The following is a 26849-nucleotide window of genomic DNA, read 5'->3' on the forward strand; positions in this document are numbered from 1 at the left end:
GGCTTATGCGGCCGCCACGGGCTTATGCGGCCGCCACGGGCTTATGCGGCCGCCACGGGCTTATGCGGCCGCCACGGGCTTATGCGGCCGCCACGGGCTTATGCGGCCGCCACGGTTAGGGAACCCCCTAGGTGACGCCCTGATGCGGCCCCCAGGACCGGCTGCCTACGGTCGAGCCACGAGCTAGCCGACTGGGGGTTCCATGTCACTACGCAACAGCGACTTCGACGGCAACGGAAGGGCGGAGATACCGGTCACCAGCCCGTGGGGGCTGGGCGTTCTCGATCTCGCCGGGAACACGCTCTCCGCTCCGGTGATGGCCGCCAACGGCACGAGGTTCGACGGCTGGCTGCTGAACACCGCCGACAACCGCTTCGACCTGCTGGCGGACCTCGACGGCGACGGCAAGGCCGAGATCGTCGTCACCAGCCCGTGGGGGGTGGGCGTGCTCAAGCGGGAGGGCGGCACGTTCCGCGCGCTCGCCATGGCCCCGAACGGCACCCGCTTCGGCGGCTGGCTGCTCAACACGGCCGACAACCGCTTCGGGCCGGCCGCCGACTACGACGGCGACGGCAAGGAGGAGATCCTCGTCACCAGCCCGTGGGGGATCGGGATACTCAAGCTGAGCGGCACCACCTTCAGCGTGCTGATGATGGCGCCGAACGGCACGCGGTTCGGCGGCTGGCTGCTCAACACGGCCGACAACCGCTTCGGCCCGGTCGGCGACCTCGACGGCGACGGCCGCGCCGAGATCGTCGTCACCAGCCCGTGGGGCATCGGCGTGATGGAGCTGTCGGGCGGCACGCTGGTCCCGCAGATGATGGTCCCCAACGGCACCCGGTTCGGCGGCTGGCTGCTGAACACCGGCGACAACCACTTCGGTAACGTGGCCGACTACGACGGCGACGGGCGCAAGGAGGTGCTGGTCACCAGCCCGTGGGGGCTCGGGATCCTCAAACTGGTGGGCGCCACGTTCAACCCGCTCATGATGGCCGCGAACGGGACCAGGTTCGGCGGCTGGCTGCTCAACACGCTCGACAACCGGTTCGGGCCCGCCTCCGACTACGACGGCGACGGCCGGGACGAACTGCTCGTCTCCAGCCCGTGGGGGATCGGCGTGCTGGAGTTGTCGGGCAGCACCCTGGCCGCGCCGATGATGGCGCCGAACGGGACGCGCTTCGGCGGCTGGCTGCTGAACACGGCCGACAACCGCTTCGACGTGATCGGCGACTTCGACGGCGACAAGCGGGCGGAGATCCTCGTCACCAGCCCGTGGGGGATCGGGCTGCTGAAGCTGTCCGGCGGCACGATGACCGTGCCGATGATGGCGCAGAACGGCACCCGGTTCGGCGGCTGGCTGCTCAACACCGCCGACAACCACTTCGGCATGGAGACCGAGATGGTCCGCGTGCACGTCAAGATCCTCACCAACCCCACGATCTCCATCGACCAGATGCTCGTGGCGATGCGCCAGGTGTACGAGGCCGTCGGCATCCGGGTGCAGATCGCGAGCACCGAGACGCTCAACCTGCCCGCGCTGAACGACGTGGACGTCGGCACGTGCTCGCTGGGCGTCGTCACCGCCGAGCAGACCCAGCTCTTCGGCAACCGGAACAACGTGGCGCCCGGCGACATGGTCGTCTACTTCGTCCGCAGCACCGTCCCGCCGTTCAACGGCTGCGCCGCCCACCCGGCGGACCGGCCGGGCGCCGTGGTGGCCCAGGGCGCCACCCAGTGGACGCTGGCGCACGAGCTCGGCCACGTGCTGAGCCTGCGGCACGTCAACGACAACAACCGGCTCATGACGGGGAACGGCACCGGCAACATCACGAACCCGCCGCCCGACCTGTCGTCCGGCGAGGTCATCGCGATGCGCGCCCAGACCCTGACCCACGCCGAGTAGGAGGAGGAGTCATGCCAGTCACCATGGAGGACGTGCGGAGCTTCCTCGACGCGGACGAGGTCGACTACGTGGCGGCGGCCACCGCCTTCGGGCGCGACGCGCTGCCCCATCTGGAGCGCTTCGCTCAAGGGCCGGACGTCATGCTGGCCAGCAAGGCCGTCTACCTCGCCAGCCTCGTCGGCGGGGAGGCGGCGGACGCCATCGTGTCGGCCGCGGCCGGCAGCCCGCAGCCGCCCGTCCGCGTCGCGGCCGCGTCCGGCCTGCGCAACCTCGGGGAGGGCGCGGGGTCGGTCGCCGACGACGTCGCCGGACGGCTGCTCGCCGACGACGACGTGGGGGTGCGCAAGGTGGCCCTGTCGTCGGCGGCGGGGCTGGGCACCGCGCAGATGACCGCCCGGATCCGCCAGGCGGCCGAGAACGACCCCGAACCCGTCCTGCGCGACCTGGCCGGCCGGCTGGCCGCACAGTGACGCCTCCCGCACAATGACGCCTCCCGCGTGGTGGTCGCCTCAGCGCCCCCTCGCCGTTCCGGTGAGGGGGCGCGGTCCGTTCGGGCAGGGTTCGGTCAAGGTTCGTGCAAAATCGGGCAATGATATAAAGAGGCGGTGGCCGAGATCACCCTGGACGTCTGCCGCCTCCAGGCGTTCGCCGAGGTCGGCTACCAGGTCGCGGGCGGTGGGGGCGCTCATGGGGCGATGGCGGCGCTGCGGCGCGTGGTCGCGCTCGACGCCTACGAGTTCGTCGCCTACGACCCCGCCACCGGGCGGCACCACAGCGTCGTGTCCGACGGGCACGCGCGCATCGACGGTGACGCGGCCGAGGAATACGCGGGGCTGCAGGCCTACCGTACGGCCATGGCCACCCGCGCGCCGGTGGGCATGCCGGAGGAGCCAGGGACCGAGCGATACTTCCGCCGCCACCTGGCCCCCTACGGCTGGCGGGCCGGGCTCACCGCGCCGCTGTTCCTGAGCGAGGGCCGCTACACCGGGCTGCTGCACCTGGCCTCCCGGGAGGACTTCCCCCGGCTCACCGGGGCGCTGGTGGCGGCGGCGAGCCCGATACTGGCCCACGTCACCGACCTCAGCAGGTGCGTGATCGACCCGGTGGGGCTGCCGTCCGACTACCGCGTGATCGCCTTCGACCGGCGGGGCGTCCGCCGCGAGGTGCCGGGGCGTGAGACGTCGGCCGCGCTGTTCGAGCCGGCGGTGGCCGCGTTCGCCCGGGCGTTCATCGACTCCAGGGAGTTGACCCGGCACGGGCTCTGGCTCGACCGCGACGGCCGCTGGCACGAGGTGCGGCTGCTGCGGGCGGGCGTCGGCTTCCAGGGGACGCTCCAGGGCGCCATCGCGGCCGAGCGGCCGTGCTCGCTCCCCTACGACCTCACCGGGCGGGAGGTGGACGTGCTGACCCGGGTGGCGGCCGGCGACTCCAACCCGCAGATCGCCGCCGCGCTCGTGCTCAGCGTCCGCACGGTGACGACCCACCTGGAGCACATCTTCGCCAAGCTGAGCTGCGACAGCCGCACCCGCCTGACCACCAAGGCCCTGGCCGAAGGGCTGTGCCGGCTGGACGTCTGAGCCGAAGGCGCCCACGCGATAAAAAGTTCTGAGGGGCGTGTCCTTCCGTGCCCGTCCCGTTCGTAGACATAGCGACGCGGCGACCGCCGCCGCGTGACGGCACAGGGAGACCGGCCATGAAGTACATGCTGCTCATCAACAGCTCCGCGAGTGACACCGAGAGCGCCGACGGGGCGTCGTTCGAGGAGTGGATGACCTATGACAAGGACGTCAGGGAGTCGGGCGTCCACGTCTCCGGCCACTCGCTGGCCGACCTGACCACCGCCACCACCGTCCGCGTGGGCCCGTCGGGCGAGCGGACGGTCACCGACGGGCCGTTCGCCGAGACGCGGGAGATCCTCGGCGGCTACTACGTCATCGACGTGCCCGACCTCGACGTGGCGCTCGACTGGGCGGCCCGCTGCCCGGGGGCGCGCGGCGGCGGCTCCGTCGTGGTCCGGCCGATCGCCGAGTTCGACTAGCGGATTCCGGTTCCGGTGGCGGTTTCGGCGAGGGAGCGGTGATGGCGGCGGACGGGCACGACCCGGTGGGGCCCTCCATCGAGGCGATCTTCCGCGAGGAGCGGGGCAGGCTCCTCGCGGCGCTGGTCCGCCGCTTCGGGGACCTGGACCTGGCCGAGGAGGTCGCCTCGGAGGCGATCGAGGCGGCCCTGGTCCGCTGGCCGGCCGACGGCGTGCCGCCGAAGCCGGGGGCCTGGCTGATGACGACCGCGCGGCGCCGCGCCGTGGACCGGCTGCGGCGCGACAAGACCTACGCAGCGCGCCTGGCCGTCCTCCAGGTCGAGGCCGATCGCGCGGGCCCCGCGCCGGCGGCCGACGCCGACGGCGAGCTGCCCGACGAGCGGCTGCAGCTCTTCTTCACCTGCGCCCACCCCGCCCTGCCCGCCGAGGACCGGGTGGCGCTGACCCTGCGCTGCCTGGCCGGGCTGACCACGCCGGAGGTGGCGCGGGCCTTCCTGCTCCCGCCGGCCACCATGGCCAAGCGGATCGTGCGGGCCAAGAAGAAGATCCGCGAGGCGCGCATTCCGTTCCGCGTGCCGGGCGCGGACGAGTTGCCCGAGCGGCTGCCTGGTGTGCTCCAGGTGATCTACTCGATCTTCACCGAGGGCTACGCGGCCAGCTCGGGCCCCGACCTGCAGCGGCCGGCGCTGGCCGAGGAGGCCATCCGGCTGGCGCGGATCCTGCGCCGGCTGCTGCCCGGCGAGCGGGAGGTGGCCGGGCTGCTCGCGCTGACGCTGCTCGTCCACGCCCGCCACGCGGCCAGGATCGGCGGGGACGGCGAGCTGGTGCTGCTCGACGACCAGGACCGCGGACGGTGGGACCGCGCGATGATCGAGGAGGGTCAGAGCCTGGTGCTCGTGGCGCTCACCGGCGGACCGCCGGGCCTCTACGGCGTGCAGGCCGCCATCGCCGCGCTGCACGACGAGGCCGCCGACGTGGCGACCACCGACTGGCCGCAGATCGTGGCGCTGTACGACGTGCTGCTCACGCTCGCGCCCTCCCCGGTGGTCGCGCTCAACCGGGCGGTGGCGGTGGCCATGCGCGACGGTCCCGAGGCGGGGCTCGCGCTGCTGGAGGAGCTGGCCGGCGAGCATCGGCTGCGCGGCTACCACCCGTACGCGACGGCGCGGGCCGACCTGCTCCAGCGTCTGGGCCGCCATCGCGAGGCGGCGCGGGCCTACCGGGAGGCGCTCGGCTCGGCCGGCACCGAGCCCGAGCGGGCGCACCTGCTGCGCAGGCTGCGGGAGTGCGAAGACGAGGGACGCGACCGATGACCCGCGTACGGCCGTCAGGCGGATGACCCCAGGGGGCCGCCCACGCTGACGACGAGCCCGCGGAGCTCGTAGCCGCCGATGTCGTTGTTGAAGCTCACCCGGGGCGGCGCCGTCATCCGGACGCCCTCGACGGCGAACAGGCGGCTGAGGAAGACGTCGGTCTCGAGGATGGCCACCCCCGACCCGGGGCACCGGTGCGGGCCGTCGCCGAAGGACAGCGCGGCGGTGCCCGTGCCGCCGTCGATGGGGCGGCCGGGGCGGATCGGCGCGCCTGGGCGTCGCCCTGACCGCTCTGGCGGTTGATCTTGCGGGCGTCGCCGCCGTGCTCGTTCACGCGGGCGCGTCTCCCGTCCTCGGTCCCCACGACCATGCTCATGCGCGCACGGCGGGAGATCAAGGGCGTCCCGTCAGGACGCCGCGGCGGCGGGCACGCGCTCCTGCAGCAGCTCGAACCAGACCGTCGTGGAGCCGTCCTGCCGGGTGAAGCCCCAGCGGTGGCTGAGCGCCTCGATCAGCGGCAGGCCGCGGCCACTCGTCGACTGCGCACTCGTACGGCACACGCACGGCGGCCCCTCCGAGCCCGCGTCCGACACGAGCACCCGCACCGCCGACTCCGAACTCGTCACGGTCACCGTGAACGAGCCCCCCGCGCCGGACCTGGTGTGCAGGATCGCGTTCGTGGCCAGCTCGCTGGTGAGCAGCACCACGTCGTCGTAGAGCGGGTGCTCGCGCCCGAGCACGGACGTCACGTGGCCCCTGGCCCTGGACACCTGCGACGGGATCCCCGCTAACCGGACCGCGGGATCGCCGTCGCCGGGTTGATCGTCCTCATCTGCAAGGTGCGTGTCCGGCGGTGCCACGGCGACCTCCCCCAAATCCGGTGACGTTATGAGACGCGCCAGGCGGGGGGTGCAGATTATCGCGAAAAGGTAGGAATGCCCTTTCTCAAGGTCGCCTGCACGACTCCGGACGCCGACCGAGTACGCTGCGATCGACGAGTCGTCTAGGCCCGTGGGGGAGCAGGAGGACGTGTGAGCAGCCTGGAGGCCGTCTGGGTGCAGCCGTACGAACGGGCGGGGGCGGCGGTCGTGACCGGCGTCTTCGACATCCTGCACGTGGGCCACGTGCGCTACCTGGGCGCGGTGGCCGCGCGCGGGCTGCCGCTGGTCGTCGGGGTCGAGGACGATCCGCGCGTGCGCGCCTGGAAGGGGCCGAGCCGGCCGTACAACCCGTCGGCGGAGCGCGCCGAGGTGCTGGCCGCGCTCCGTTTCGTGAGCGGCGTGTTCATCGTGACCGGGCCGCCCGAGGCGCACGGGCCGGAGGACTACATCGACCTGCTGGCGCCGATGCGGCCGGCGGCGCTGGCGCACACGGCCGGCGACCCGCACGCGGGGGCCCGCGCGGCGGCGGCGGCGATCCTGGGCGCGGACTGCTGGGAGCTGGACGCCATCCCCGACCGCTCCACGACCCGCATCGTGAACGCGGCCGGCAAGGGCTGACCTCCTCCGCCGGAGGAGCGGCCGACACGCCCGAGGGCGCCCGGCCCACCCCGCCGTCCGGCGGAACGGCCGGTTCCCGCCGCTGACGGCGCCTCGACGCGTGGAACCCCGTCCCCCGGCGGGGGCGCCGGAGCGACCCCTTGGACGGCGGACGGCTCATGATCGCGTAATCTTTCCTGACATGACGGCCGACGCGGTGGCGAAACGGGTGACGAATCTGCTGGCACCGCAGGTGCTGGTGATCGTCATGCCGCCCGTCGTCGGCCTGCTCGCGCAAGGGTGGAGCGGGGCCGCGTGGGGGCTGGTGGCCTCGGCGTTCTGCGGCGGGGTGCCGGCGGCCGTGATCGCGGTGGGGGTGCGCTCCGGACGGCTGGACTCGCATCACATCGTGGACCGCGCCCGCCGCACGGGGCCGCTGCTCGCGGCGGTGGCGGCCGTGCTGGTGGCGCTGGCGCTGCTGGTCGTGATGGGCGCGCCGACGCTGCTCGTCGCCACCGTGACCGCGATGCTGGTCGCGCTGGCCGTGACCGTGCCGATCACCCTGCGCTGGAAGATCTCCTTCCACGCCGCCGTCTCCGCGGGCACGGTCGTGGTGTTCACGCACGTCCTGCCCGCGTGGCCGGCCGCGATCGCCGGAGCGGCGGTGGTGGCGCTGGTGTGCTGGGCCCGGGTGCGTCTCGCGCACCACACCGTGGCGCAGGTCGTCGCGGGAGCCGTGGCCGGCACCCTGACGACGTGGGCCACCCTGAGCGCCTTCGGCGTCGGCTGAGCGGGGATCAGGGGCCTGTCGAAGGGCTGTTCGAGGTCGTGCGGGGCGTGGAATAGCGGGAGAGCCCCCGGGGTTGCCGCGAACATGGATGCCACGAACCGCGGCCGCGTACGCGTCGAGCGCACGGCCAAGCGTGTGAGGACCTACCTCGGCGGCCGGGTGGTGGCCGACACCACCTCCGCCCTTCTGGTGTGGGAAGTGCCCTACTACCCCACCTACTACTTCCCGCTGGACGACGTGGACGAGTCGGCGCTGAAGGCCACCGGCGCCACCAAGCACTCCCCGAGCAGGGGCGACGCCGTCGTCTACACGGTCACCTCGGGCACCGTCGAGGCGGCCGACGCGGCACTGGGCTATCCCGACTCGCCGCTGGAGCAGATCCGCGGCCACGTCCGCTTCGACTGGGACGCCATGGACGCCTGGTTCGAGGAGGACGAGGAGGTCTTCTTCCACCCGCGCGACCCGTACACCAGGATCGACATCCTGCACAGCTCGCGTCATGTGCGGGTCGAGGTCGGCGGGGTCACCGTGGCCGACTCGCGCAGCCCGCGCGTCCTCTTCGAGACGGGGCTGCCCGCGCGCTACTACCTGCCGAAGACGGACGTACGGCTCGACCTGCTCGAGCACACCGACACCGCCACGCACTGCCCGTACAAGGGGACCGCCGAATACTGGACGGTCAACGGCGAGAAGGACCTGGCGTGGTCCTACCGGACGCCGCTGCCGGAGAGCGAGAAGGTGGCGGGGCTGGTCGCGTTCTACAACGAGAAGCTCGACATCTACCTGGACGGCGAGCTCCAGGAGCGGCCGAAGAGCAAGTTCGCCTGACCGTTTGACAACAGGCGAGGTCTTACAACACCCTTTCACTATTCGAATAGTGAATGGGTGTTTTGGTGATCGACTTTCGCCTTGACCGCGGCTCGGGCGTATCGACGTACCTGCAGCTCGTCCACCAGGTCAAGCAGGCCCTCAGGCTCGGCACGCTGCGGCCGGGGGACCAGTTGCCCACCGCCCGCGAGGTGGTCGAGAGCCTGGCCATCAACCCCAACACCGTGCTGAAGGCGTACCGGGAGCTGGAGCGCGAGGGGCTGGTCGAGGGGCGGCCCGGGATGGGGACGTTCGTGCGGGAGGGCGTCGCGGGCCCGACGCTCGCCGACCACACGCGGCTGCGGCGCGGGCTGGAGGCGTGGGTGCGCGAGGCCCGGGCGGCCGGGCTCGACGAGGAGGACCTGCGCGCGCTGTTCGCCGTGGTGACCGCCGGTTCCGCGCGGGAGGGGGTGGCGTGAGCGCGGCGCTGGAGGCGACCGGGCTGGGTGTTCGCTATCGCCGCGCCTGGGCGCTGCGCGAGTGCTCGCTGTCCGTCCCGGCCGGGCGCGTGGCCGCGCTCGTCGGGCCGAACGGCGCGGGCAAGACCACGCTCATGCACGCCGCCGTCGGCCTGCTGCGGCCGGCTCGGGGCGAGGTGCGGGTGCCCGGCCAGGTGGCGTTCGTGGCGCAGGACAAGCCGCTGTACGAGGGCTTCACCGTCGCCGAGATGCTCACCTTCGGCCGCCGCATGAACGCCCAGTGGGACGGCCACGCCGCCACCGACCGGCTCGGCCGCCTGGGCGTCCCGCTCGGCCGGAAGGTGGGCGGACTGTCGGGCGGGCAGCGGGCCCAGGTGGCGATCACACTGGCGCTGGCCAGGCGGCCCGACCTGCTCGTGCTGGACGAGCCGCTGGCCAACCTCGACCCCCTCGCCCGGCACGACGTGATGCGCACGATCATGGCGGAGGTGGCCGAGCGGGAGCTGACCGTGCTGCTGTCCTCGCACGTCGTCTCCGACCTCGAGGAGACCTGCGACTGGCTCATCGTGCTGAACGGCGGCCGGCTGCAGGTCAGCGGGGACATCGAGGACCTGCTGGCCGGTCACCTCGTGCTGACGGGACCCGTGGAGCTGGCGGAGGCGACGGCGGCCAGGGCGCCGGTCGTGGACGCCACCCGTAGCGGGAGGCAGATCAGCCTGCTCGTCAGGGGCGCGCCCGCGCTCGATCCGCGCTGGCAGGTGCGCCGCGCCGGACTCGAGGAGCTGGTCATGGGCTATCTGCGCAGCCCCGAGTCGGCGGCGCTGCCCGGGCTCGCGGAGGTGGGCGCGTGATCTGGCTGACCTGGCGCCAGCATCGGGCGCAGCTCCTCGTCACGGCCGGCTTCCTGGCGCTGCTGGGGATCCTGCTGCTCGGCTCGGCGGTGGAGGCCAGGCTGTTCGTGGCCGGCCACGCCCCGCCCGGCTGCCCGGGGCCCGCCGTGGCGTGCGGCGACCTGGAGGTGGCGCTGGGGCAGCGCTACCAGGCGGTCTACTCGGTGTTCGGGTGGATGCCGCTCGTGCTGCCCGCGCTGGTCGGGGCGTTCTGGGGCGCGCCGCTGCTCGGCCGCGAGTACGAGCGCGGCACCCATCGCCTGGCCTGGACCCAGTCCGTGCCCGTGCGGCGGTGGCTGGCGGTCAAGCTCGCGCTGCTGGGCGGGGCGGTGGTGGCGGGCGGGCTGCTGCTGTCGCTGATGGTGAGCCTGTGGCGGCCGGTGTTCCGGGCCGGGATCGACTCCTCCTTTGGCAACATCGGCGTGTTCAACATGGTCGGCGTCGCGCCGGCGGCGTGGTGGCTGTACGCGTTCGCGCTCGGCACCCTGGCCGGAACCGTCTTCCGGCGGACGCTGCCCGCGATGGCGCTGGTCGTGGCCGGGGTGGTGGCGACCATGGTGGTGCTGTTCTCGGTGAGCGACCACTACGCGGCCCCGGCGCGTGCCGAGCTGTCCGGCAGTGTGGTGCTGGAGAACGCCGACGTCCGGCTGGTGGGCGCGGCCTGGGTGGAGCCCTCAGGCCGGGAGGTCGCCGAGCCGGCCGGGACCGGCTGCCCACGCCGGGTGGACGCCGGGCGCAGCTCCAGGAACGCCGAGGCGTGGCAGGAGTGCCTGTTCGGCAAGGGGTATCGGTACGCGATCTACTACCACCCGCCGTCCCGGTTCTGGCGTTTCCAGTGGACGGAGGCGGGGATCCTGGTGCTCGCGTCGGCGGCCTTCGGCGCCCTGGCCGTGCGCCGCACCCTCCGCCGGGCGGGCTGACGGAAACGGGGCCTCCCGGGCTGGGAGACCCCGTCGGGGGCGAGCGGTCCGGATCGCGCCGGGCCGACCGGCGCGGGCGGTCCCGTGCGGCTGGTCCGATGGAGGTCGCGGGTCCGGTGCCGGTCAGGCGGTCCAGCGGGGGTCGCGGCCGAGGTAGCGCAGGAGGGCCGCCACGTCGTCGTCGCCGGGCTGCGCGTCGAGCTCCGCGGCGTACGCGCCCCAGGCGCGCAGCGGCTCGACGATCTCCTTGGCCACCTTCAGCAGGGGCCGGGCCAGCTCGGGCGTGAGCGGGGAGGGCCGGCCGGCCGCCATCGCGATGTCCCAGGCGTGCACGGCCGCGTCGAGCGCGCACGCCGCCGAGCCGGACCACGGCGACATCTTGTGCGGCGGCACCGGCGTCGGCACCTCCGCCGCCGCCCGGTCCACCCCGGCCCACGCCTTGGCCGAGCGGCTCAGCGCGTCCTCGAGCATCGCCGCCGGGTCGCCGTCCAGCGTGCCCGAAGGGTCGAACGGGTTGAACGACGGCCCGGGCTCACCGGTCAGCGCGGCGGCGAAGCCGATCTGGTCGCCCACGGCGTGCTGGAAGACCTGGGCGACGCTCCAGCCCTCGCACGGCGTCGGCCGCTCCCAGCCGTCCGCGGGGATGCCCGCCACGGCCTCGCGCAGCGCCGCGTGCGAGGCGTCGAGAACGTCCCAGCCGCTGATGTTGGTGCTGTTGCTCATGGTGAGCCCCCTTCGTTGTCGGTACCTCCACTCTATCAGAACGGAATAGTTTGTTCCACTAGTTTCGGTGGCCAGTTCGCGCCGTCACCCCGCCGGTCTCGCCGCCGTCAGCCCGCGCAGCAGTAGATCGAGAGCGTAGGTGAAGTCGGCCTCCTGGTCCACGCCCTGGCGGGTCCCGCGCAGCAGCCGGCTGAAGTGCGGCAGCGCCACGGGATCCATCTGGCGGATGTACGCCCCCACGTTCCGCGCCCCCGCGTGCTCCTCGGAGTCGCCCGCGAACCCGCCCGCGGACATCAGCAGCGACCCGAACACCAGCCCGTTCACCGCGTCCAGCGCTCGCCGCCTGGTTCGGGCCGCCCCAGGTCAGGTGAGCAGGCGGGTCAGGACGCGGGTGCCGAACTCCAGGCCCTCCACCGGGACCCGCTCGTCCTTGCCGTGGAACATCCCGAAGTAGTCGAGATCGGGCCGGAGCATGAGGGGCGCGAAGCCGTACCCCTTGATGCCGATCCTGGCGAAGGACTTGGCGTCGGTGCCACCCGCCATCACGTACGGCACCGGCCTGGCCATGGGGTCCTCCGCCACCAGCGAGGCCGCCAGCTCGTCGAAGAACGCCGACGGGTACGGCGCGTCGGGCGCGTCCTCCAGGTTCACGAACTCCCGGGTGACTTTCGGCCCGAGCAGCTCGTCGATCGTCTCCAGGAACTCCTCCCGCAGCCCCGGCAGGTAGCGTCCGTCCACGTGCGCCTCGGCCGTCGAGGGCACCACGTTCACCTTGTAGCCGGCCGCCAGCATCGTCGGGTTCGCCGAGTTGCGGATCTGCCCCTTGAACAGGCTGCCCAGCGGGCCGAGCCGGGCCGCCTCCGCGTCGAGGCGGTCCAGGTCGACGGGCTGCCCGGTGATCTCCGACAGGCTCTGGACGAGCGCGGCGACCGAGGGCGTCAGCCGTACCGGCCACTCGTACGAGGCCACCCGCGACAACGCGTGCACCAGCGTCGCGACCGGGTTGTCCACGGCCGGCCGCGAGCCGTGCCCCGCCACGCCCTGGGCGGTCAGCCTCATCCACGCCGTGCCCCGCTCGCCCACCGCGATCGGGTACACCCGGTGCCCGCCGGAGGCCACGCTGAAGCCGCCAGACTCGCTGATGGCCTCGGTCACGCCGTCGAACAGCTCCCGGTGCTCGGTCACCGCGTGCCGGGAGCCGTAGTCGCCCGTCGCCTCCTCGTCCGCCAGGAACGCCAGCACCAGGTCACGCTTCGGGCGTACGCCCCGGGCGGCCAGGCCGAGCACGGTCGCGAGCGTCATCGCGCACGAGCCCTTCATGTCGACCGCGCCCCGGCCGTACACGCAGTCGTCCACGATCTCCCCGGAGAAGGGGTGCAGCCGCCACTCGGACGGGTCTGCGGGCACCACGTCGAGGTGGCCGTGCACCAGCAGCGCGTCGGGGGAGTCGCCCTCGATCCTCGCCACGACCGTGGTCCGCCTCGGCGCCGACTCGAACACCACCGGCTCCAGCCCGGCGTCGGACAGCAGCGTGGCCACGTATTCGGCGGCCGGCCGCTCTCCGGAACCCGGGTTGGTGGTGTCGAACCTGATCAGATCCGAGCAGATCTCGGCAACGCTCTTCACGCTCTTCCCTTCAGTGTCAGCGGGGGCACCTCCGGGGTCTCCATCCCGAAGATCAGCCCATAGAAGGCCAGCTCGGCCTCCAGCACCGCGACGATAGTCTCCTCCCTGCGCCAGCCGTGCTGCTCACCGGGGAAGGTGATCAGGGCCCACTCTTTACCGTGTTTGTCCAGTTCGGCGGTGAAGCGCTCGGCCTGCCCCACGTCCACGATCGCGTCCTCCAGGCCGTGCAGCATGAGGCACGGGCCCGACGCGCGGGCGGCGTTCAGCAGCGGGGAGCGCTCGGTGTAGCGCTGCCGGGTCTCGGGCAGCGGGCCCACCAGGCCGTCCAGGTAGCGGGACTCCAGGTCGTGCGTCTCGGCCGCCCAGCTCTCCGGGTCGGTGATCGCGTAGTGCGCGACCCCGCCGGCGAACACGTCGCTGTGCACGAGCGCCGCCACCGTCGTCCAGCCGCCCGCGCTGCCGCCGCGGATGGCGAGCTTGGCGGCGTCGGCCCGGCCCAGCTCCACCAGGCCGCGGGCCACCTTGGCGCAGTCGTGCACGTCCACCACGCCCCACTGGTGGCGCAGCCGCTCGCGGTAGGCGCGGCCGTAGCCGGTCGACCCGCCGTAGTTCACCACGGCCACGCCGATGCCCCTGCTGGTGAAGTAGGCGATCTCCAGGTCGAGCATGATCGGGAGGTTCCCGGTGGGGCCGCCGTGCACGAAGATCACGTACGGGCTCGGCCCCTGCGCGCCGGCCGGCGGGTACAGGTGCGCGTGCACGCCCTCGACCGTCACCGCCTCCGGCGTGGGCAGCAGGTCGCGGCCGGGTAGCGGCTTGCGCGGCGACACCACCTCGTGCGCGCCGTCGCCGAGGTCCACGAGCGTCACCTCCAGCGGCGTGTACGGCGTCGCCCCCACCGCCACCACCTTGCCGCCCGCCACCGACACGGTGGAGGACCAATGGGTGGCCGTGCCGCCGAGCTCCCGCAGCTCGCCCGTCTCCGGGTCGAGCACGCCCAGGCGGCGGTGGTCGGCGGTGCCGTAGACGACGGCCAGGCGGCCGTCCGCGGCGATCGCGAAGCAGGTCTGGCCCGGCTTCCAGGCGGCGGCGCCGAACTCCAGCTCCATCGGGGTGAGGTTGCGGCCGGGGGAGCCGTCCAGGGGGACGAGGTGCACGTTCCACCAGCCGGTGGGGTCGGTCACCGCGTACAGGTGCCCGTCGTCGCGCCACTCGGCCTGCGTCACCGACTCCTCCGGGCCGCCGGCGACCACGCGGTGCTCTCCGGCCGTGCCGTCGCCGGTCAGCGGGGCCACGCACAGCTCCGTACCGTCCCAGGGCATGTTGGGGTGGTCCCAGCCGATCCAGGCGACATGGCGGCCGTCGGGTGAAATGCGGGGGTTCATCAGGAAATGCTGGGCTTTGACGATGACGGTGAGCGGGCGGCCGTCCAGCGGCACCGCCACCAGGTCCCGTACGTCGCCGGTCTCCCTGACCGCCCACACCTCGTCGCGGCCCGGCGGGAGGTAGAGGTCGCCGTACCGGGAGGGGCCCTCCGGGGTGAGCGGCGCCGGCTCGCCGCCGTCCACGCGGTAGAGGCGCTGGTCGGCCCAGTTCGTGAACACCAGGCCGCCGCCCGGCAGCGGGCGCCAGGAACGGCCGCCGTACTCGACGAGCCGGTTGCGCGCGTTCCAGCCGGGGGGCAGGGCGTCGACGCGGGAGCCGTCCGGCAGGCGGCGCACCACGCAGCGTCTGCCGCCCTCGTGCGGGCGCGGCTCGTCCCACCAGACCTCGGCTCCGGCGGGCGTGTCCACCGCCTCCACCCACTGGGGGCCGCCGTCGGTACGGGCCACGTCGATCGGTCGAATGCTCATCAATTCACCAATTGCCGTTGGTACAGGGAGGAAGAGGAATCTCGGGCGGGTGGAGGACGTACACGATGCCGCCGCTGCCCGAGCTCCTGAGCCATACGTGCTCGAACGCCGCCCGCGGGTAGACCCGGCGGACCTCGGCGTCGCAGGGGGCGGCGGGATCGTTGACCACGACGTCGCCCCCGGCCGTGAAACCGATGACGACGAGGATGTGGCCGTTGGTGGTGTAGCAGGAGCCGGGCAGCTCCCGCTCCTTGAACGACAGCGACGTGATCACTGGGATCCCGGCCCGGACGAACGACTCCAGCTCCGCCGCCGACCGCAGCCGCGTGACGAATCCGGCCAGGTCGTACCGCCCCGCGTAGGCGACGTTGAACGGCCAGTTGCCGGTGCCCTGGTAGCTGTCGTCGTACGCGCCGGCCGCCGCGTGATCCACGCCCGGCGCCGGGTCGCCGTCGCCCACCCAGCCGAGCTCGCCGGGGGCCGGGCCGCGCCCCCAGAAGCCGAGCACCATCGCCACCGACGCGGGGCTGCACCAGTTGGCGCCCCCGCCGTCGTAGCGCGGATGGTGCCCGGCGTGCGCGTGCTGCGAGTGCCGGGGCACCGCCAGCTCCACCGGCTCCGCCGTGACGGCCGCGCTCGCCACCACGGGGGTGCGCGGCAGCGCCGAGGCCATCACGCCCAGCCCGGTCACGCGGGCGCCTTCGCCGTACCGGGTCACCCGCACCTGGTACGCCACCACCGGCCGCCTGGCCACGAACGTGTCCACCGCCACGTCCCCGTCCTCGTCACCCTGGCCGGGCACCGAGGTACGCGGGTCGCCGTGCTCGGACCAGCGGCCCATGACGTACCACTTGGTGAGGTCGCCCTGGGTGGTCCTGGCCCGCAGCGCGATCTCGATCCAGGAGCCGGGCGGGGTGCGCGCGGTCCACGACGGCACGATCTGCGTGGCCGCGAAGCCGATCAGCCGCTCCTCACCGGTCCACACACCCGGACCGGCCTGCTCGGACACATGCTCGGACACATGCTCTGAGGCATGCGCGGGCACAAGCGCGGGCCCGGGCCCGCGCTCAAGCTCTGACCCGGGCTCGGGCTCAGGCTCAGGCTCGGGCTCAAGCTCAGGCTCAGGCTCAGGCTCGGGCTCGGGCACGGCGAAGCGGGCGAAGGCGACGCGGGCCAGATCGACGGTGAGCACCAGCCACATTGTGGTTTCGTACCCTCTGTCGCACATCGGATGGTTTACGTACCGAGCCGATTGTGTCGGTGATCATCTCTATGGTTCGGGGCATGACTCAAGCGGTACAGGCATACTCCTACGCCGGGCCCTCCGTGCTCGCCGACGGCAGGCTCGGTCTCTCGACCTCCGGTGGTACGGCGTTATCCGGTCCCCAGAGCCACCCCAGGTTCTTCAGCGGCTTGCTGTCCCAGGCGGCCCCCGCCGCGGCCGGGCTGCTGGCCGTGGCCGACGTGGCGCTCGCCCGCTACCACCAGCCCCGGCCCGGCTGGACCCGCGACCCGGTGGTGACGTGCGACGGCGGGCGGCTCCGGTTCGAGTCGTTCTCGGCGTGCGGAGGCGTCTACGCCCGGCTCGACGTGCTCGAGCTCGACGGCGACGTGCTCGACCGGGGCACCACCAACGTCGACGTCAACGGCCCGCTGCGCGAGTCGCTGGCCCGGGTGGGCGGCAAGGACCCGCTCCACCTCGGTGTCGGGCCCGACGAGCTGACCGTCACCACGCTCGACGGCGCGGTGGTGGAGAAGAAGGTGCCGCTGCCGTCGCGGTGGCTGCGCGGGTTCGCCGAGGTGCAGGTGATCGCCGCCGGATGGGATCTGCGGGCGGAGCTGTCGGGGCCGCACGCCGTACGGTTCCTGCGCTCGCTGCCCCGTGGCGCCCGCTCCACCGTCTGGGCCGTCCCCGCCGGCCGCGACCTGCGCCTGTCCGCCGGCCCCGGCCGGGGCGGCGTCTGCCTGGCGGGCACCGGGCGGGTGGCCACGCTCATGCCGCTGCTCAGGTTCGCCAAGGCCCTGCGCGTCTACGGCCCCGCCGACGGCTCCTCCACCGCGAGCGCGTGGGAACTGGAGCTGCCCGGCATGCGCTACACCCTGGCCGTCTCGCCCGAGCCGTGGCGCGGCTTCTCCGGCGAGGGCGCGGTCCTCGACGACCTGTCCACCGACGAGGCCGCGGGCGACGCCGACCTGGTGGGCATGCTGCTCAACTTCGAGCCCACCGTGGAGCTGGGGCTCCTCGCCGACCGCTCCGGCCTGCCCCTCGACCGCGTACGCGCGGCGCTCACCCAGCTCGGCACGGCCGGCCGGGTCGGCTACGACCTGCACGAGGCGGCCCACTTCCATCGTGAGCTGCCCTACGACAAGGAGCAGGTGGCCGAGCTCAACCCGCGCCTCACCTCCGCCAGGAGACTGGTCGACTCCGGCGCCGTCCGCCTGCTGCCCGGCGACTCTGGTGACTTGGCCGAGGTGACCACGGACGGCGGGGTGCGGCGGGTGCGGATGGCGGCGGGCGAGTGCACGTGCCCGTGGTGGTTCGACCACCGGGGGTCGCGCGGGCCCTGCAAGCACGTACTGGCGGCCAGGATCGCCGCGCGGGTCGCGATGGACGGGCCGCTGAACGACACGATCAAGGCGACGGCGGCCACGGAGGCCACCCAGTGACCCCCACCACCCCCAACCCACCCACCCCAACCCACCCTCCATCCCCGACTCCGGTCGCGCCGGCCCCGGCTTCGGCCGTGGCTTCGGCTCCGACCCCGGCCCTGGCCGTGGCTTCGGTCCCGGTCCCGGCTCCGGCTTCAGTCGTGGCCCCACCGCTGGTTCCAGCCTCGGCCTTGGTCTCGGCCCTGGCCCCGGTTTCGGTCGTGTCCCCGGCCCCAGCGCTTCTCTCAGCCCTGGAAGTGGCTTCGCCTCCGGCCCCCGTTTCGGTCGTGTCCCCGGCCCCAGCCTTGTCTCCGGCAGCGGTGGCGGTGGCGACAGTTGGGGTGGGTGGGTTCGGAGTGGTGGCGGCGGGTGGGGTAGTGGGGGCGGCGCCGTGAATGTGCCGGGGGCGATGGCGGCGGGGTGGGAGGTGGTGGCGGCGGCCATCGACACCGGGGATGCCGAGCTGGTGGCCGACCGCGTGCTCGCCCTCAGCGACGAGGAACGCCGCCAGGTGGCCCATGCGCTGTCCGGCCACCTGGCGGTCGCGGAGCGGCGGGCCACGGTCCGGCGGCAGGAGCGGGTGACCAGGCGCGAACGGGCCTCCGAGGCGGCCTGGCAGGAGTACGTACGCAGGTCCGCCCGCGACGGCCGTACCGTCTACGACCACGAGCGGTGGCGCTGGGACGCCCCCTGGAACCCACCCTCGCGGCCCTCACCCGAGGAGAATTGGATCGACCCGATGCGGGTCGCGGGCGCCGGCACCATCGACGGCCCCGCGGAGGTCGTCGCCTGGCTCGGCCACCTGCGCGACACGGCGACCGAGCCCGACGTGGCCACCGCCGCCCTGGAACGCGTCCTGTCGGACCGCCCGCCCACCTGGCAGGCCGCCTTCGCCACCCGCGCCGCGCTCGAACTTGTACCCGCGCCGCGCAGGCGCAGGGGCTCCGACGGGATGGCCGCGCTCGTCCTGGCCATGCTGCGCCGCAGCGGCGCCGTGCCGCCCGCGCACGACCCGCTCGTGGTGGCCTGGGTGAGCACGCCGCCCAGCGCCGAGGACCCGCTGCTCGACCACCTCCTGCCGCGCCTGTTCGAGGCGGAGGGCGTGGGGGCCGCGCTGCGGGACGAGCGCGCCGCCGTACCCGCCGTCTGGCCGGGCGCGCTCAAGGAGCTCCAGAGCACCGGCCGGATCGGCCGCGACCTGCTGCTCGACGGCTGCCTGCGCCGCTTCCTGCGCGGCGGCCCCGCCGCCGACCTGCGCTTCTTCGTCCGCCTGCACGAGCTGCTCGAACCGGCCTACGACGAGGTCGGCAAGCGGCACCACGACTACCTGCGGCTGCTGCCCGCCGCGCCCGCGGCCGTGGCGGAGCCGGCGCTGCGGCACGTGCGCCGGCTCGCGGAGCTCGAACCCGACGAGGTGACGCGGGCCCTGGGGGCGCTGCTGTTCCGCAAAGAGCGCAAGCTGGTGACGGCGGGGCTCACGTGGCTCGACGAGGTCGCCCGCGACCCCGCCGTCGACCTGGACGCCGTGGCCTCCGGGCTGGGGCACGCGTTCGCCTGCGAGTCGGCCGACGTGCAGGGGCGGGCGGTGCGGATAGCGGTCAAACATGCCAAACGCTTCACCGCCGACGGGGCACGGGTCCTCAGGGACGCAGCGGGGGTTCTGCCTCAGGAGCTCGGGGAGACGCTGGTGGCGGTGTTCGGCGGGGAGGGGGAACGGGACGCGGACGGGTTCGTACCTGTGCCTCTGCCCGCGCCCCGGCTGCCCCGGCCGTTCCCCGGGCCGGTGCTCGCCGTCCGGGATCTGGCGGGGGTGCCGGGTGACGGAGCAGGGTGGGAGGCGGCTGAGCTGTGGCTGGCCGGGGTCGTACGGCTGTACGGGAGCGACCGGGAGGGGCTCGCCGGCAGGCTGGCCGAGGAAGGGCCGTCCGGGGAGCGGCCCGGGCGGTCGTGGTCGCATCTCGGGCAGTGGGCTCGTGAGATCGCCCGCCTCATCGTGACGCGCACCCTTGGGGTGGCCGGAGCGGAGGGGGCCGCAAGGGTCGGGGCCGTGAAGGATGGCGCGGTGAAGGATGGCGCGGTGAAGGATGGGGCCGGCACGGGTGGCGCCGTGGAGCATGGGGCTGGCAGGGGTGGGGCCGTGAAGGATGGGGCCGGCCGGGGCGGGGGCGCCAAGGATGGGGATGGGGAAGATAGGGCCGGTCGGGACGGGGGCGCAAGGGGCGCGGTCGGGAGGCGGCCGTGGGGGGTCGGGGTGCTTGGGGTGGGGAGGCGGCGGGGGAGAGGGGTGCCGTGGCTGCCTTTGGCGGGTGAGGTGCCGGTGCCCTATTTGTTCCTGTTGCGGCGGTGGGCCGAGGTGTATGACGCGATCGAGGCGGAGACGCTTCCGCCGTACCTGCTGGCCGAGCCCACCGAGGGGACCGGGCATGTGGACGCGGGGGAACTGGTGGAGCGGCTGGCCGGGTACGAGCGCTCGGGGCGTCAGGCCATGCCGGTCGACCTGCAGCAGGCGTTGCTGCGGCTGCCCCGGGACGTCGCGCCCGAGGTGGTGGTCCGGGCGCGGCGGCTCACTTCCGAGGCGGGCAGGGCGGCGGCACGGTGGATGGACGGCGGGCGGCCCGAGCCGGGCACGGAGATCGGATGGGCGATCCTTCCGCAACCCGGCACACCCGCTCCCGGCCCGGAGCGGAAACATCCCGGCGACCGTAGGCCGTCCGGCACACGCGCGTCCGACCGCGCGTCGTCCGGTGCGGGGGCGGCCGATCGTGCGTCGTCTCGTGCGGACGTGCGCGGTCGTGCGTCGTCCGGTGCGGAGCTGTCGGACCGTGAGCCTTCCCGCGTGGAAGTGCGCGATCGTGAGATGTCCGGTGCTGAGGTGTCTGATGGTGAGGCGGTCCGTGCGTACGTGCCTGGACGGGAGATGTCCGGTGTGGGGGTTTATGACCTGGTGCCCGTGATGGGGGTCGCGGCGACTGGGCTGGCGTTGGTCGATGAGCTGTTCTCCGGCCCCGTACCGCACCGGCTGGAGGAGCACGACGCCTGCATGGCGTGGTGGCCGTACGTGATGCCGTCCCACCGGGAGGCCGTGGCCATTCACCTCGTGCCGCAGTTGCTCGCCCGGTGGCGCCGCCCGCAGGTCGAACCCTCGCAGGCGTACGCGCTGGCGCTGGCGGGCGGACCGGCGGGTGAGGGGGTGGCCCTCCTGGTGGCCTACTTCGTGGCCGACCGGGGCTGGTCGCGGCGGCCGGAGGAGCGGGCGGGACCGGTGGTGGACATGGCCGCACGGGGTGATCTCGACGCCGCCGAGGTGGGACGGCAACTGGCGTCGCTCGTACGCAGGACGGCGCTCAAGCCGGGGCCGGTCTTCGAGACCCTGGAGAGCGCCGCCGCGCTGGGCGCCCATCGGGAGGTGTGGCGGATCATGACGGGGTTCCTGGAGGCGTATCTGCCGGGGCCCGGGGAACGGCCGCACACCCGGCACACCCAGGGGCTCGCCTTCGCGTTGCGTGCCGCCCGGTGGGCCGGGGCCCGGGGGCCGGTGCCGTGCGTGGCGGAGGTGGCGAAGCGGAGGGCGTCGAACAACTACGTCCGCGAGGCCCGCCGCCTCCACACCTACCTGACGTGAACCCGTTCAACGCCGCCGCCGCTCGTCCCGGCCTCGTGTCGCCGGGGGAGCGGCCGGCGGGCGCCGGTCAGAGGTAGAGGCCCGTCGAGTCGTCGTCCGGCGTCGGGGTGATGTCGCGGCCGGCGCGCAGTGCGTAGAGCTGCGCCAGCGTCGCCCCCGACGGCCCGACACCCTGGGACGAGCCGAGCCACGACACCGCCTCGTCCTTGGTCAGCGGCCCCACCTCCACCTGGGCCAGGCAGCGGCCCGGGCGGACGACGGCCGGGTGGAGACGGGTCAGGTCCTCGTTCGTGGTGATCGCCACCAGGACGTCCCGGCCCTGGCCGAGCAGGCCGTCGGTCAGGTTGAGCAGGCGTGACAGCCCCTGCCCCGCCTGCGCCTTGGCGCCCGCGCTGATCAACTCGTCGCAGTCTTCCAGCACCAGCAGCCGCCAGCGCTGCGTGTCCTCGTCGGTGTCGTAGCCGACGGCCACCTCCATCAGGTAGCCGGGCTCGTTGAACAGCCGCTCCGGGTCGAGGACGCAGTCGACCTGGCACCAGTCCTTCCACTGCTTGGCCAGCGTGCGCAGCAGCGTCGTCTTGCCGGTGCCGGGCTGGCCGTGCAGGAGGATGAGGCGGCCGTTGACGTCGGCCGGCGTGACCGACATCAGCCGCTCGAGGGCCGGGCGGACCTTGGCCGAGTAGTTGGGGCTGATCTCGTCCCACGGCTGGGCGGTGATCGGCTTCTCCGAGCGGGTGCCGCCGTGCATGCCGCGCCACCAGAAGCCCATCTCGACGTGGTCGACGTCCGGCACCGGCTCCTCGGCGCCGTCGATGCTCTCCGCGAGCACGGTCTTGGCCAGGTCTTCGTTCACCGCCGTCACGCTGACCGTCGCCGTGCGGTTGCGGTGGCGGATGACGCGCAGGGTCCAGCCGTCGCCGCTGATGAGCCGGGACTCCGAGCCGTCCTCGACCCGCGCCGTACGCAGCACGCGACCCCCGGCGGGGGTGAGCGTGGCGTCAGGGCGTACGCGCTCCAGGTTGGCCAGGCGGGACCACGGCTGCGCACCCGTCGCGAACGGCGACAGCGCCAGCGCGTCGATGACATCGATGGCGGAATCGGCGTCGTCGATCCAGATGTTCATCGGCAGCTCGGCGGAGGAGCCCTGGCTCGGGAACGGCACCTCCCTGATCACAGACATATCCTCCATGATCTCCATCTCATCACCGGATGTCGAAGGGTTTTGACGGGAATTCCAGTTAATTCTTGTTGAGGACGCCGGTCTGTGTGACGAGACCGGGCCCCGGTACGTCCTGCCAGGTATACGTGAGGTCGTCGCCCTCGAGCTTCAGCGTGATCGTGCCGGCGATGCAGCCGCCCTCGTTCGCGCCGAGGGAGAAGGTGAGCCGGGTGTCCTCCACCTTGGTCAGGGCGATGGTCCCCTTGCAGTCGTCGTCCTGGTCCTTCTCCGACCATAGCGCGGTGGACTCGCCCGTTTTGAGCTTCACCTCGTTCTCCGCTCCGTCGGGGTCGAGAGGGTTGTTACTGGTGGTGTGTCCAGACCAGTCTCCCTCGAAGGTCGCCGGGATCTTCAGGCCGGGGTCCGCGTCGTCGGTGGGCGTCTGCTCGCCGGATGTCTCCTCGTCGTCGCTCTCCGGCGCGGTGGGGGTCTCCGACGCCGGGGGCGTTCCCTGGGTGGTGTCGGGCGCCTGGGTCGTGTCCGGTGTCCCCGTGGCGGACGGTGAGCGCTCGACGTCCGTGGCGGGGCGGTTCGCCAGCACCAGGGCCGTGCCGCCGGCCGCGCCCAGCGCGACCACCACGGCCACCACCGCGCCGATGAGCGCGCCCCGGCGGCGGCCCGCCCCCGCCGTCCCGGACGTGGTCTCCGCCGGGACCTGCGGTCCGGTGGGCCCGCCGTCCCGCGACCACGGCCCCTGCGGGAACGGCGCCGCGCCAGGCCGCCCGTGCGCGCCCGAGCCCGCGCCGGACCCCTGCGGGAAAGGGCCGGCCGGGGATGGGGTGCCAGGGGCCGGAGCCGCCGTGCCGGGTGATGTCTTGGGGCCTACCAGGGACAGCATCAGGTGCTGCGCCGTCGGCCGCCGGGCCGGGTCCTTGACGAGGCAGGAGGCGAGCACCTCGCGCAGCCGGGGCGGCAGCGGCGACAGGTCCGGCTCGGCGTGCAGGACCCGGTGCAGCACCGCCGGGACGGTGTCCGCCCCGAACGGGCTCGTCCCCGTCGCCGCGTACACCATCGACGCCGCCCACGCGAACACGTCGGAGGCAGGCGCCGCCGGCGAGCCGTTGATCTGCTCCGGCGCCAGATAGGCCGGCGTGCCGATCAGCCCGGAGGTCATGGTCGCCGGCCCCTCGGCCCTGGCGATGCCGAAGTCCACCACGCGCGGCCCGTCGGGCCCGAGCAGCACGTTGGCCGGCTTGAAGTCGCGGTGCACGATCCCGGCCGCGTGGATGGCCGCCAGCGCGGTGGCCGTGCCGACGAGGAGGCGTTCGAGGTCGCCGCCGCGCAGGGGGCCGCGCTCGCGTACGCGGTCGGCCAGCGAGGGGCCGTGCACGTATTCGCTCACCACGAAAGGCCGCGGGCCGTCGGTCGAGACGTCGATCACGCGGGCCGTGCAGAAGGAGGCGACGCTCTCCAGCGCGTCGAGCTCACGCGCCAGCCGGGCCCGCGTCTGCTGGTCGCCCGTGCTCAGGAGCTTGATCGCGACCGGTTCGCCGTCGGCGGCGTGGGCGAGGTAGACCACGCCCTGCCCGCCTTCGCCGAGTCGCCCGGCCAGGCGGTAACCGCCCAGCGATGCCGGATCGTCCGGTCTGAGGGGCTGCGCCATGGCCGCTAGGTTACCGGTCGCCATGCGGAAGCCAAGATCCACCGGTACCTTGTGACGTCGGGTCAAATCACTCCTTACACGGAGGTATCGGGGAAGTGTCGAAAATCACGTTCCGCGAACGGGCGCGGTACTGGTTCGACAACACCATGTCCAAGGGCACCGCGTCGCTGATCGGCTGGCTGGCCGTGGTGTCGCTCACGCTGATCTTCGTGGTCGCCGCGCTCACGCTGTGGCTCGCGCCCGGTGAGCCCGCCGGGGTGGGGCACGCGGGCGAGGTGCTCTGGATCACGCTCATGCACGCGCTGACCCCGAGCAAGGTCGCCAGCGACAAGGGCTCGATCGCGTACATGGCCGTGATGTTCGCCGGGTCGCTCGGCGGGCTGTTCATCGTCAGCATGCTCGTCGGCCTGCTGTCGAACGGGCTCAAGGAAAGGGTGGACCGCCTGCGCAGGGGCCGCTCGCGGATCGTCGAGTCCGGCCACACGGTGGTGCTCGGCTGGTCGGATCAGGTGTTCACGATCGTGGCCGAGCTGGTCAAGGCGCACGCCAGCCAGAAGAGCTCGGCGATCGCCGTACTGGCGGACCGCGACAAGCTGGAGATGGAGGAGCAGATCCGCGAGCACGTCGGCGACGTCGGCAGGACCCGCGTGGTCTGCCGGACGGGACGGCCCACGGAGCCGCGCGACCTCGCGCTGATGAACCTGGCCGCGGCCCGCTCCGTCGTCGTGCTCTCGCCCGAGGGCGAGGACCCCGACGCGCACGTCATCAAGATCCTGCTCGCGCTGGCCAAACGTGACGGCATCCACCCGCCGGTGGTCGCGGGCCTGGCCTCCAGCCGCAACATCGCCGCCGCCCGCCTGGCCGGCGGCCAGGACGTGCACCTCGTCGACTCCGACGACACCGCCTCCAGGCTCATCGTGCAGTCGTCGCGCCAGTCCGGCATGTCCGTGGTCTGCATGGACCTGCTGAACTTCGACGGCGGCGAGATCTACCTGCGCACCCCCAAGAAGACCGTCGGGCTGACGTACGGGGAGGCGCTGCACGCCTACCAGACCGCGTCCGTGATCGGGCTGCGCAGGCCGTCCGGCGTCGTGCTGAACCCGCCCATGGACACCGTCATCAAGGCCGACGACGAGGTCATCGTCATCGCGCACGACGACTCCCACGTCCGCCTGGCCGCGGGCAAGCCGTCCGTGGACGAGAGCGCCATCGTCGTGGAGGCCGCGGCGCCGACCGAGCCAGAGCGCACGCTCCTGCTCAACTGGAACGGCAGGGCCGAGCAGATCGTCCGCTATCTCGACGGCTACGTGGCCGCCGGCTCGGTCCTGGAGGTCGCCGCCGACCACCCCAAGGCCGGTACGAGCCTCGCCGGCCTGCGCAACCTCACCGTCAACGTCAAGGACTGCGACACCACCGACAGGTTCGCGCTGGAGTCGCTCGGCGTCGGCCTCTTCCAGCACGTCATCGTCCTGTCCGACGACCGCTTCGACCCGCACCACGCCGACACGCGCACGCTCATGACCCTGCTGCAACTGCGCGACATGCAGAGCACGCTCAGCGAGCACTACTCGATCGTCAGCGAGATGCACGACGAGAACAACCGCTCCCTGGCCGAGGTCACCGAGGCCGACGACATCGTCATCAGCGACACCGTCATCGGCCTGCTCCTCGCCCAGCTCGCCGAGAACCGGCACCTGGCGGACGTGTTCGGCTACCTCTTCGACTCGCGCGGCTCGGAGATCTACCCCCGCCCCGCCGCCTCGTACGTCAAGCCGGGCCAGAAGGTCACCTTCACCACGGTCGTGGAGGCGGCCCGGCGCAGGGGAGAGACCGCCATCGGCTATCGCGACGCCACGGCGCGCAACGCCCCGCCGCACTACGGCATCGTCCTGAACCCGGACAAGTCGGAGAGCATCGTGCTAGGGGAGAAGGACTCGGTCATCGTTCTCGCCGAACGGTGATCCCGACCGCCGGTGAGCTAGCGTTTGCCCCGTGAGGACCATCGACTGGGTCGACGGCGCCATCGAGCTCGTCGACCAGACACTGCTCCCCGACAAGTGCGTGATGCTCCGCATCAGCACCGTCGGCGAGCTCGTGGACGCCATCCGGCGGCTGGCCGTGCGCGGGGCGCCCGCGCTCGGCGTGGCTGGGGCGCTCGGCGTGGCGCTGGCCGACGGCGACCCCGTCCGGATCGCGGAGCTGCGCGCCGCCAGGCCCACCGCCGTCAACCTCGCGTGGGGCGTCGACCAGGCCGCCGCCCACCTGCCCAGAGGGCCGGAGGCGGTGCTGGCGGCGGCGCTGCGCGTGCGCGACGACGACATCGCCGCCTGCCGGGCGATGGGCGAGCGCGGGGCCGACCTGCTCGAGGGCGACCGGCTGCGGATCATGACCGTGTGCAACACCGGCGGGCTCGCCGCCGTCGAACGCGGCACCGCGCTCGGCGTGGTGCAGACGCTGCACGAGCGCGGGCGGCTGGCCGAGGTGCTCGCGCTGGAGACCCGCCCCCTGCTGCAGGGCGCCCGCCTCACCACGTGGGAGCTGGCCAGGATGGGCGCGCCGCACCGCCTCATCGCCGACTCGGCGGGGCCCTACCTGCTGGCCAAGGGGGGAGTGGACGCGGTGCTCATCGGCGCCGACCGCATCGCCGCCAACGGCGACACCGCCAACAAGATCGGCTCGTACGCCCTCGCGCTCGGCGCGGAGCGGGCCGGCGTGCCGTTCGTGGTGGTCGCCCCCGAGTCCACCATCGACCTCGGCACCCCGTCCGGCGACCAGATCGACATCGAGGACCGGGGCGCGGACGAGGTCGTGTCGATCCGGGGCGTACGCACGGCGCCCGAAGGCACCCGGGCCCTCAACCCGGCGTTCGACGTGACCCCGCACGACCTCATCAGCGCGATCGTGACGGACAAGCGGGTGATCAGACCATAGGCCAA

At 73.2% G+C, this 26849-nt stretch carries 24 protein-coding genes; 15 read left to right on the forward strand and 9 right to left on the reverse strand.

Translation table 11 applies throughout. The features are described 5' to 3' along the window. The first annotated feature begins 202 nt into the window (after nt 1-202). From AB0I15_RS27780 to AB0I15_RS27800, 5 genes are all read left to right on the forward strand, one after another. Nucleotides 203-1903 carry an FG-GAP-like repeat-containing protein gene (locus AB0I15_RS27780; protein ID WP_358101509.1) on the forward strand — a complete coding sequence of 567 codons (1701 nt, stop codon included), beginning with the start codon at nt 203-205 and terminating at the stop codon, nt 1901-1903. A gap of 11 nt (nt 1904-1914) precedes the next feature. Then, nucleotides 1915-2373: a hypothetical protein gene (locus AB0I15_RS27785; RefSeq protein WP_358101512.1), complete on the forward strand. Its 459-nt coding sequence runs from the start codon at nt 1915-1917 to the stop codon at nt 2371-2373. A 135-nt stretch (nt 2374-2508) separates the two neighbouring features. Then, nucleotides 2509-3480, forward strand: coding sequence for a LuxR C-terminal-related transcriptional regulator (locus AB0I15_RS27790; protein ID WP_358101515.1), 972 nt, complete (start codon nt 2509-2511; stop codon nt 3478-3480). 116 nt (nt 3481-3596) lie between these two features. After that, nucleotides 3597-3941, forward strand: a complete 345-nt coding sequence (locus AB0I15_RS27795; protein ID WP_358101518.1) for a YciI family protein — start codon at nt 3597-3599, stop codon at nt 3939-3941. Between the two features lie 41 nt (nt 3942-3982). Further along, entirely contained in the window at nt 3983-5254 is a 1272-nt protein-coding gene (locus tag AB0I15_RS27800; RefSeq protein WP_358101521.1) for a DUF6596 domain-containing protein, read from the forward strand. A 14-nt stretch (nt 5255-5268) separates the two neighbouring features. Here AB0I15_RS27800 and AB0I15_RS27805 read toward each other — a convergent pair whose 3' ends face one another. Both AB0I15_RS27805 and AB0I15_RS27810 read right to left on the reverse strand, forming a co-directional pair. Then, nucleotides 5269-5430 carry a hypothetical protein gene (locus tag AB0I15_RS27805; RefSeq protein WP_358101524.1) on the reverse strand — a complete coding sequence of 54 codons (162 nt, stop codon included), beginning with the start codon at nt 5428-5430 and terminating at the stop codon, nt 5269-5271. 231 nt (nt 5431-5661) lie between these two features. Beyond that, nucleotides 5662-6024, reverse strand: coding sequence for an ATP-binding protein (locus AB0I15_RS27810; RefSeq protein ID WP_358101527.1), 363 nt, complete (start codon nt 6022-6024; stop codon nt 5662-5664). A 261-nt stretch (nt 6025-6285) separates the two neighbouring features. Here AB0I15_RS27810 and AB0I15_RS27815 point away from each other — a divergent pair, with 261 nt between their 5' ends. The 6 genes from AB0I15_RS27815 (at nt 6286) to AB0I15_RS27840 (ending at nt 10618) form a co-directional block, all read left to right on the forward strand. After that, the gene (locus tag AB0I15_RS27815; protein WP_358101530.1) at nt 6286-6753 is read left to right on the forward strand and encodes an adenylyltransferase/cytidyltransferase family protein; all 468 of its coding nucleotides are present in this window, start codon (nt 6286-6288) and stop codon (nt 6751-6753) included. 181 nt (nt 6754-6934) lie between these two features. Next, on the forward strand, nt 6935-7522 hold the full coding sequence (locus tag AB0I15_RS27820) for a hypothetical protein (protein ID WP_358101533.1): 588 nt from the start codon (nt 6935-6937) through the stop codon (nt 7520-7522). Nucleotides 7523-7606: 84 nt separating this feature from the next. Next, entirely contained in the window at nt 7607-8350 is a 744-nt protein-coding gene (locus AB0I15_RS27825) for a DUF427 domain-containing protein (protein ID WP_358101536.1), read from the forward strand. 65 nt (nt 8351-8415) lie between these two features. Next, nucleotides 8416-8808, forward strand: a complete 393-nt coding sequence (locus AB0I15_RS27830) for a GntR family transcriptional regulator (protein WP_358101539.1) — start codon at nt 8416-8418, stop codon at nt 8806-8808. Continuing rightward, nucleotides 8805-9659 (forward strand): ABC transporter ATP-binding protein, encoded by an 855-nt coding sequence (locus AB0I15_RS27835; protein ID WP_358101542.1) that lies wholly within the window; start codon nt 8805-8807, stop codon nt 9657-9659. Before AB0I15_RS27830 ends, AB0I15_RS27835 begins: the two co-directional genes overlap by 4 nt. After that, on the forward strand, nt 9656-10618 hold the full coding sequence (locus AB0I15_RS27840; RefSeq protein WP_358101545.1) for a hypothetical protein: 963 nt from the start codon (nt 9656-9658) through the stop codon (nt 10616-10618). Before AB0I15_RS27835 ends, AB0I15_RS27840 begins: the two co-directional genes overlap by 4 nt. A gap of 123 nt (nt 10619-10741) precedes the next feature. Here the strand turns inward: AB0I15_RS27840 and AB0I15_RS27845 are convergent, their stop codons facing one another. The 5 genes from AB0I15_RS27845 to AB0I15_RS27865 form a co-directional block, all read right to left on the reverse strand. Continuing rightward, nucleotides 10742-11341, reverse strand: coding sequence for a TIGR03086 family metal-binding protein (locus AB0I15_RS27845; RefSeq protein WP_358101547.1), 600 nt, complete (start codon nt 11339-11341; stop codon nt 10742-10744). A gap of 84 nt (nt 11342-11425) precedes the next feature. After that, nucleotides 11426-11665, reverse strand: a complete 240-nt coding sequence (locus AB0I15_RS27850; RefSeq protein ID WP_358101550.1) for a hypothetical protein — start codon at nt 11663-11665, stop codon at nt 11426-11428. 39 nt (nt 11666-11704) lie between these two features. Continuing rightward, complete coding sequence (locus AB0I15_RS27855) at nt 11705-12967, reverse strand: M20/M25/M40 family metallo-hydrolase (protein ID WP_358101553.1); 1263 nt, start codon at nt 12965-12967, stop codon at nt 11705-11707. After that, the gene (locus AB0I15_RS27860) at nt 12964-14820 is read right to left on the reverse strand and encodes a prolyl oligopeptidase family serine peptidase (RefSeq protein ID WP_358101556.1); all 1857 of its coding nucleotides are present in this window, start codon (nt 14818-14820) and stop codon (nt 12964-12966) included. Before AB0I15_RS27860 ends, AB0I15_RS27855 begins: the two co-directional genes overlap by 4 nt. 4 nt (nt 14821-14824) lie before the next feature. Next, complete coding sequence (locus AB0I15_RS27865; RefSeq protein WP_358101558.1) at nt 14825-16012, reverse strand: C39 family peptidase; 1188 nt, start codon at nt 16010-16012, stop codon at nt 14825-14827. 92 nt (nt 16013-16104) lie between these two features. Here AB0I15_RS27865 and AB0I15_RS27870 point away from each other — a divergent pair, with 92 nt between their 5' ends. Together AB0I15_RS27870 and AB0I15_RS27875 are read left to right on the forward strand one after the other, a co-directional pair. After that, nucleotides 16105-17487 (forward strand): SWIM zinc finger family protein, encoded by a 1383-nt coding sequence (locus AB0I15_RS27870; RefSeq protein WP_358101561.1) that lies wholly within the window; start codon nt 16105-16107, stop codon nt 17485-17487. A gap of 373 nt (nt 17488-17860) precedes the next feature. After that, entirely contained in the window at nt 17861-21091 is a 3231-nt protein-coding gene (locus AB0I15_RS27875; protein ID WP_358101564.1) for a DUF6493 family protein, read from the forward strand. 67 nt (nt 21092-21158) lie between these two features. Here the strand turns inward: AB0I15_RS27875 and AB0I15_RS27880 are convergent, their stop codons facing one another. Both AB0I15_RS27880 and AB0I15_RS27885 read right to left on the reverse strand, forming a co-directional pair. Next, the gene (locus AB0I15_RS27880; protein ID WP_358101567.1) at nt 21159-22271 is read right to left on the reverse strand and encodes a DUF5925 domain-containing protein; all 1113 of its coding nucleotides are present in this window, start codon (nt 22269-22271) and stop codon (nt 21159-21161) included. Between the two features lie 58 nt (nt 22272-22329). Beyond that, nucleotides 22330-23913, reverse strand: coding sequence for a protein kinase (locus AB0I15_RS27885; RefSeq protein WP_358101569.1), 1584 nt, complete (start codon nt 23911-23913; stop codon nt 22330-22332). 95 nt (nt 23914-24008) lie between these two features. On the opposite strand from AB0I15_RS27885, the gene AB0I15_RS27890 reads away from it, so the two are divergent. Together AB0I15_RS27890 and mtnA are read left to right on the forward strand one after the other, a co-directional pair. Beyond that, nucleotides 24009-25874, forward strand: a complete 1866-nt coding sequence (locus tag AB0I15_RS27890; RefSeq protein WP_358101572.1) for a potassium transporter TrkA — start codon at nt 24009-24011, stop codon at nt 25872-25874. 31 nt (nt 25875-25905) lie between these two features. After that, entirely contained in the window at nt 25906-26844 is a 939-nt protein-coding gene (gene mtnA / locus AB0I15_RS27895; RefSeq protein ID WP_358101574.1) for an S-methyl-5-thioribose-1-phosphate isomerase, read from the forward strand. Nucleotides 26845-26849 lie beyond the last annotated feature (5 nt).

It is taken from the genome of Nonomuraea sp. NPDC050643 (genome assembly GCF_040654715.1).
Taxonomy (GTDB): Bacteria; Actinomycetota; Actinomycetes; order Streptosporangiales; family Streptosporangiaceae; genus Nonomuraea.

Bases quoted from the DNA above. Each gene is read 5' to 3' on its own strand.
- AB0I15_RS27880 (WP_358101567.1), bottom strand. From the start codon at position 22,271: ATGTCTGTGATCAGGGAGGTGCCGTTCCCGAGCCAGGGCTCCTCCGCC.
- AB0I15_RS27885 (WP_358101569.1), bottom strand. From the start codon at position 23,913: ATGGCGCAGCCCCTCAGACCGGACGATCCGGCATCGCTGGGCGGTTAC.
- AB0I15_RS27780 (WP_358101509.1), top strand. From the start codon at position 203: ATGTCACTACGCAACAGCGACTTCGACGGCAACGGAAGGGCGGAGATA.
- AB0I15_RS27820 (WP_358101533.1), top strand. From the start codon at position 6,935: ATGACGGCCGACGCGGTGGCGAAACGGGTGACGAATCTGCTGGCACCG.
- AB0I15_RS27870 (WP_358101561.1), top strand. From the start codon at position 16,105: ATGACTCAAGCGGTACAGGCATACTCCTACGCCGGGCCCTCCGTGCTC.
- AB0I15_RS27785 (WP_358101512.1), top strand. From the start codon at position 1,915: ATGCCAGTCACCATGGAGGACGTGCGGAGCTTCCTCGACGCGGACGAG.
- AB0I15_RS27800 (WP_358101521.1), top strand. From the start codon at position 3,983: ATGGCGGCGGACGGGCACGACCCGGTGGGGCCCTCCATCGAGGCGATC.
- AB0I15_RS27825 (WP_358101536.1), top strand. From the start codon at position 7,607: ATGGATGCCACGAACCGCGGCCGCGTACGCGTCGAGCGCACGGCCAAG.
- AB0I15_RS27845 (WP_358101547.1), bottom strand. From the start codon at position 11,341: ATGAGCAACAGCACCAACATCAGCGGCTGGGACGTTCTCGACGCCTCG.
- AB0I15_RS27860 (WP_358101556.1), bottom strand. From the start codon at position 14,820: ATGAGCATTCGACCGATCGACGTGGCCCGTACCGACGGCGGCCCCCAG.
- AB0I15_RS27795 (WP_358101518.1), top strand. From the start codon at position 3,597: ATGAAGTACATGCTGCTCATCAACAGCTCCGCGAGTGACACCGAGAGC.